We start from the raw sequence: 5,998 nt of genomic DNA, 5'->3' as shown, positions 1-5,998 counted from the left end.
AGGGCTTCGGCCACGTCGGCCGCGGTTCCGTCGCCGCCGACGAACAACACGAGGCCGACACCGGCCTCGACGAAGGCGCGGACGGCGTCGATAGTGTCTGCTGCGCTCGTCTCGTCAGTGTCAGGTTCGCCGAGTTCCTCCGGGTCGAAGCCAGCGTCACGGGCGACTGATTCCCCCATCCCACCACCCCACGCGAGAATCTCCGTGTCGGGGGCGGCGTCGAATAGCTGTGAGAGTGCCCGCCTCGCGCGGTCCGGCGACCGCGGCTCGGCACCTCGCGCTCTGGCTTCCTCGACTTTCCCATCGGTTCCTTTCAGTCCGACCCGGCCGCCCATCCCTGCAACGGGGTTGACGACGACACCGATTCGCATAGCTGAACGAACCCGCGCCCGCATGAAAAGCACCGCGGTACCCTGCTCGTTGTGTGGTCTTTGCGGACGACTCGTTCGGTCTCCGGTGACGACGAGATAGTGTTTGACTTGACTGTCGCCGGAACCTCACCGTTTAAGGACGGGTCGGAGCAACTGTCATCTATGATTCCGTTAGAAATGGCCGAGCAAGTACTCCCGACATCGGAGACGGCTGCTGTTGTGCTCATCGTGGGTATCCTGATGACCGCCGGGTGGCTCTGGTACCTCCAGCGCTGACCGGTCTACTCTTCTTCGAACAACTCGACTTGGGCTTCGAGCCACGCGGCTGCCGCGTCGACAGTCTCCTCGTCCGCACCCGCGAGTTTGACCCGGACGTGGTCGCCGGGATAGCTTCCGACCGTCACGCCGAACTGTGCATGTACTGTCTCGAATCGCTTGATGAGCGAACTCTCGGGTTCCGAGGTGTGGACGAATCTGACGTGCGTCTTCTCGCCTGCGAACTCGTCGGCGACGCGGTCGAACATCGCTTTCATCTCGCCGGGGACGCCTGGAAGCACGTAGACGGAGCCGACAACCGCCCCGGGGGCGACGCCCTCGTCGTTCGGAAGCATCCGCGACCCGGCAGGGAGGTCAGTTGTCCCATCGACGAGGTCTGTCGCGGAGTAGCCGCCGTTGGTCTCTAACCACTCCGCTGCGTCCTCGCTTCGTTCCAGTGAGCGTCCAAAGGCGGCGGCGACGGCCTCCATGGTTACATCGTCGTGGGTCGGCCCGAGACCGCCGGTAACGACGACGACATCGTACTCGGCGTGATACTCGTTGACGATGCGGCCGATGTCGGCGACGCGGTCGGGAACCGTCGTCACTCGTTCGACGGTGACGCCTCGCTCGGTTAGTTCCGTGCACAACCACGTCGCGTTCGTGTTCACTGTGTCTCCGGCGAGGAGTTCGTCCCCGACGGTGACCACGGCGGCTTGCATACCCCCGAGTAAGGGTGTAGCGGCCAAAAAAGCGTCCACACCGGGAGCAGGACGGGAGTTCAGTCAGCGGTCGTTGTTTTCGACATCGAGCCCGAGTTCTTGGCGGCGCTCGCGGAGCGCCTCAATCTGCCGTCGGTAGTAGAGCATTCCTGCGCCACCGACGAGTACCGAGATAGCCGCGACAGCGCCGAAGATACCGAGGTCGCGCTGGAGGTAGAACTGCACGACGACGTTGCCGTCTGTGAGTTCCTCGTTCCACGTGATATGGAGTTGGTCATCGACGATATCCTTCTCGTAGCCTCTCGGTCGGATGGAGCCGAAGACGGGGAAGTTGGCACGGCGGTCCGGTGGTAACACGACCTCGTACGTGCCGTCGACAAGGATAGGCAGCGAGAACCGCTTCGGTGTCGCCGTGGAGGTAAACGCGAGTTTCCCGTTGCTATTCGCGTCCGCGGGGAGCGTGACGTTCGTGATGCCGTTGCCCTGCGTCACGTCGCCGCCGCGTGCTTTCAGCCCCGTCCCGTTCACGACTGTCCCGTTGGGATACTGATAGCGAACCGACTCGACAGAAAGCGGCGTTCGACTGCCGAAGCCGTTGAACCGGTAGAGTTCGACGAACGACGAGTTCACATCGTAGACGGCGCGGAACTTACTGTTGTTCTGCACCGTGATGTGTGCATCCGTCTCTGCGTTCCATGCGTACGACCCATCGGGTGCCGCGTCCAGACGCTCGTTCGAGAGGCTGGACGTGCCACCGAGACACCCGGCGGTTACGAGGAGGAGGGCGAGTCCGGCGATGCCGACGAGGAGTCGCTTGTTCATCGTCTTACTGACCGATGACGCACTTCAGTTCCGCCGGCAGGTACGAACCGATGCTCGAAAGAAGTCCCGGCGGGTCGGTTTCGTCCCGGCAGACGATACTCTGTTCGAGCAGGCCGAGTCGTTCGACCGTCACGATGTCGTTCGCGTGTCCGGCGCGGTTCACCGTCGCGCGGACCGCGCCGCGAGTCGCACTGTTGACGTTGACGCGGCCGCTACCGCGAGTCCAGTCGTAGAGGCGGTCGATTTCGTCGTCCGCGAGCTTTGCGGGTTCGTCTTCGCCGCCGTAGACGAAGCGAAGCGGGACGTGCTGGACGAGACCGAAGCGGTCGCGAACCTGCGTGGCAGACCCGCGGCCAAGCCCGAGTTCCTCGGTCGGGATGCGGACTTCCTGTCCGGCGTCGAGGACGAAGCCGTCGTCGTCCCAGTGTTCGAGCGTTCCGACGTACGTCTCGCCGGCCGAGAGGTGCGGCGTCACTTCGCCCCATTCCTCGCGGAGGACGTTTCGTGCGACCGTCTCGTCGTCACCCGTAATCGTCACGGAGATGAAGTCGTCGTCGCGGACGCCGATATCGTAGTCGACGTCGAGGTCTCCGATGTCGTTGGCGACGAGCGACGTGAGGCTGTCGAGGGCGCGCTCGCGGGCGTCGCCGTCGATGTAGCATTTCGTTGCGAGTACGACCATTCAGTTTGTACCCGTCACTTCGACGTTCAGTTCGTCTCGAAGCTCTTCGATTCGTCTCTCCATCGCGTCAACGAGGTCTGTGTTGTCCATGGGTTCGAGCGGTGCGCCAGTTTCGGGGCACTGGAAGCCCAGTTCCATCGCCTCGGAGAACTCGAAGCGGATGCCGGCGGGTTCAGAGAGATAGAACTCGTGGTCGCGTTCGTAGTCGAGACGTTCTTCGAGCGCCTCCAGCAGTCGGTACATTTCCTCTTCGAGATTGTCTGGGATGTTCTCGTAGTGGAACGTCCAGAGGTAGGTGAGCCAACCGGAATCCTCGTCGCGGACGCGACGATACGACGCGAGGTCGTTTTCGTAGAGGATGAAGAGCGCGCGGCGAACGTCGTTGAGTTCGAGTCGCAACTCCTCGGCGAGTTCTTCGTCTGTGACCTCGCCGTCCGGGGGTGCCGCAGCGACCGGCATCCCAGTGGGCCCAACCAACTCGTGGAGGTACTTCTGGATAACAGGGTCGTTCAGTAACTCCTCAAAAGCCATTGTCCGAATTGGCGTCAGGAACGCCATTAAGTCTTATCACTCCCGCGTTGCGGAGAACCGCCTGCGGGCGTGCCGACTTCCCGACTACTCCTCGTCAGCAGGAACGACTTTCTTGCCCGTTGCCATTGGGACGACGCGATTTTCGGCGTCTTCCCACTCGCGGTCCAGTTCGCGACCGTCGAACAGGCGGTCGAGGAAGACGGCGAGACCGGCGACCTCCGAGTGTGGTTGGTTCGTGACCCCGACGTTCCAGTCGGCCTCGTCGTACACTTCGAACGGGACTTTCTCCCCGCCAACGACGACGAGCAGAGGTTCCTCGGCGTGCGCTTCGCGGATGTCTCCCTCTACGTCCTGAACGCGTTCGCCGTACATCGTGAGGTGGACAATTTTCCCGTCCCAGTTCCGAATGACGCCGTTGAGTCCTTCGGTGAGTTCAACCGAGAATGGGCCGCCGAACCGGCCGGTGATGTCTTCGACCGTGTCCATCGAGTGCCCGGCGTTGTCGGGGAGGATAACCCGGTCGGCACCGAGCGCACGGGCCGTCAGGCCGACGTGAGTCGTCATCCGGTCGTCCCGTCCCGGCCGGTGCCCGTACCGGAGGACGGCGACTTCGGGTTCGTCTTGCATGCTTCTTCGAAGACGGCGGAGGAAAGTGGTGCTTTCGGAACGCCGCCGCCACGAACACGGCCAAACCAGTCACACAGCCGAAATTTATGCCGGTGGCGGCCCACGTTCCCACATGAGTCACAGACCGGAGGTCGGTGCCGGCGTCGCCGACATCGACCTTTCGAATCGGACCGCTCTCGTCACGGGTGCGACGTCGGGCGTCGGCCGAGAGACTGCGCTCGCACTCGGCCGACTCGGCGCGACCGTCTTCGTCCACGGGCGCGACCGAGACGCGGGTCGGAGTGTCGCCGCCGCCATCGATGACGGCGGAGGCGAGTCGGTCTTCTTCCGCGCTGATTTCGCGGAGGTTGACACCGTCCGCAACCTCGCCGACGAGGCTCGCGACCGAACCGACAGACTCGACGTGCTCGTGAACAACGCCGGTGCGCACTTCTCCGAGGGGCAGTTGACCCCCGACGGCGTGGAAAAGACGTTCGCCGTCAACCACCTCGCGCCATTCGTCCTCACCCACGACCTCCGCGACCTGCTTCCCGATGACGGCCGCGTCGTCACCGTCTCGTCGGAGGTCCACCGCCGCGCTGACGGCACCTTCGACGTGACGACACTCGATGACTACGACGGACTCGACGCCTACGCGCGGTCGAAGTTGGCGAACGCCCTGTTCACCGTCGGTCTCGCACGCCGACTCGATGGTCCGACAGCGAACTGCTGTCATCCGGGGTTCGTCCCATCGAGCAGCCTCTGGCGCAATGCCTCGATTCACGTCCGTCTCGGTGTCGGACTGCTCGCGCGACTCCCCTATCGACTCGTCAGCGGCTTTGTGGACACACCGGCGACGGCCGCAGAGACGCTCGTCTACCTCGCCGCATCTCCCGACGCCGCAGACGTGAGTGGGCGGTACTTCTCGGATTGCGAACCCATCGAGCCATCGGCGACTGCGACCGACGAACAACTCGTCCGAGACGTGTGGGAGTTGAGCGAGGAGTTGTCCGGTGTCTCGTGGCCGTCGTGAGTGCCCGCGGTGACCAGTCGATAGTCGTGTCCGACGGAGGGAAACGGACTTACCATTCGGTCGAATCATCTGAGCTATGTCGTTGGAACTCTCCGACAAGCGCGTCCTCGTGACCGGGGGCGCAGGTCTCGTTGGCTCTCATCTCGCCGCCCGCCTCTCCGAAGACAACCACGTCGTCGTCGCGGACGACCTCTCGAAGGGGACCCGCGAGCGCGTCCCAGACGGCGTCGAGTTCGTGCAGGCCGATATGACCGAGCCTGACGAGGTTGCCGAGGCCGTCACCGAAGACCTCGATATCGTGTTCCACTTCGCGGCCTACACGGACACGAACTACAGCAACCCCCGCCAGTTGTTCGAGGAGAACACCGAGATGACGTACAACGTCCTCGAACGCATGCAGGAAGTCGGCGTGACGAACATCGCATTCACCTCTTCTTCGACGGTCTACGGCGAGGCACCGCGTCCGACGCCCGAGGACTACGCACCGCTCGAACCCATCAGCATCTACGGCTCTTCGAAACTCGCAGATGAGGGTCTGCTTTCGACGTTCGCACACTCCTACGACTTCACCGTCTACATGTACCGCTTCGCCAACATCGTCGGCCCGAAACAGCGCGGCAACGTCATCCCCGACTTCATCGAGAAGCTGCTCGAAGACCCAGACACCCTCGAAATCCTCGGCGACGGCCGACAGGAGAAGTCCTACCTCCACGTCGAGAACTGCATCGACGCGATGTGTCACGTGGTCGAGAACGCAGAGCGCGACTTCAACGTCTACAACCTCGGGACGCGGACGACCACCTCGGTGACAACCATCGCCAACATCGTTTCCGACGTGATGGGCCTCGACCCCGATTACGAGTACACCGGCGGCGACCGCGGCTGGACCGGTGACGTGCCCAAGATGCGCCTCTCCATCGAGAAACTCTCTGCACTCGGCTGGGAGCCGGACAACTCCAGCGACGACGCCGTCCGC

At 63.3% G+C, this 5,998-nt stretch carries 8 protein-coding genes; 2 read left to right on the top strand and 6 right to left on the bottom strand.

The window, feature by feature from the left end; translation table 11 throughout:
* The 6 genes from QT222_RS07970 to QT222_RS07945 form a co-directional block, all read right to left on the bottom strand.
* Positions 1-371 (bottom strand): ATP-NAD kinase family protein (locus QT222_RS07970; RefSeq protein WP_491476855.1); only part of this gene is annotated, 371 nt, incomplete at its 3' end.
* Between the two features lie 281 nt (positions 372-652).
* Positions 653-1,348: a competence/damage-inducible protein A gene (locus QT222_RS07965; RefSeq protein WP_491476854.1), complete on the bottom strand. Its 696-nt coding sequence runs from the start codon at positions 1,346-1,348 to the stop codon at positions 653-655.
* Positions 1,349-1,411: 63 nt separating this feature from the next.
* A complete protein-coding gene (locus QT222_RS07960) occupies positions 1,412-2,170 on the bottom strand; it encodes a DUF5803 family protein (RefSeq protein WP_004572486.1) in 759 nt (252 codons plus the stop codon).
* 4 nt (positions 2,171-2,174) lie between these two features.
* The gene (locus tag QT222_RS07955; RefSeq protein ID WP_491476853.1) at positions 2,175-2,852 is read right to left on the bottom strand and encodes a DUF2110 family protein; all 678 of its coding nucleotides are present in this window, start codon (positions 2,850-2,852) and stop codon (positions 2,175-2,177) included.
* The gene (locus QT222_RS07950) at positions 2,853-3,383 is read right to left on the bottom strand and encodes a transcription factor TFIIE subunit alpha (RefSeq protein ID WP_004572488.1); all 531 of its coding nucleotides are present in this window, start codon (positions 3,381-3,383) and stop codon (positions 2,853-2,855) included.
* Between the two features lie 84 nt (positions 3,384-3,467).
* Positions 3,468-4,010 carry a tRNA (cytidine(56)-2'-O)-methyltransferase gene (locus tag QT222_RS07945; protein ID WP_004572489.1) on the bottom strand — a complete coding sequence of 181 codons (543 nt, stop codon included), beginning with the start codon at positions 4,008-4,010 and terminating at the stop codon, positions 3,468-3,470.
* Positions 4,011-4,122: 112 nt separating this feature from the next.
* On the opposite strand from QT222_RS07945, the gene QT222_RS07940 reads away from it, so the two are divergent.
* Positions 4,123-5,022, top strand: coding sequence for an SDR family oxidoreductase (locus QT222_RS07940; protein WP_491476852.1), 900 nt, complete (start codon positions 4,123-4,125; stop codon positions 5,020-5,022).
* A gap of 76 nt (positions 5,023-5,098) precedes the next feature.
* The coding region (locus tag QT222_RS07935) for an NAD-dependent epimerase/dehydratase family protein (RefSeq protein WP_491476851.1) at positions 5,099-5,998 on the top strand (900 nt) is incomplete at its 3' end.

The organism is Haloferax sp. s1, from assembly GCF_058382125.1.
The sequence above is the reverse complement of the archived record's forward strand: the minus strand, read 5'-3'. Positions and strand labels throughout refer to the sequence as shown.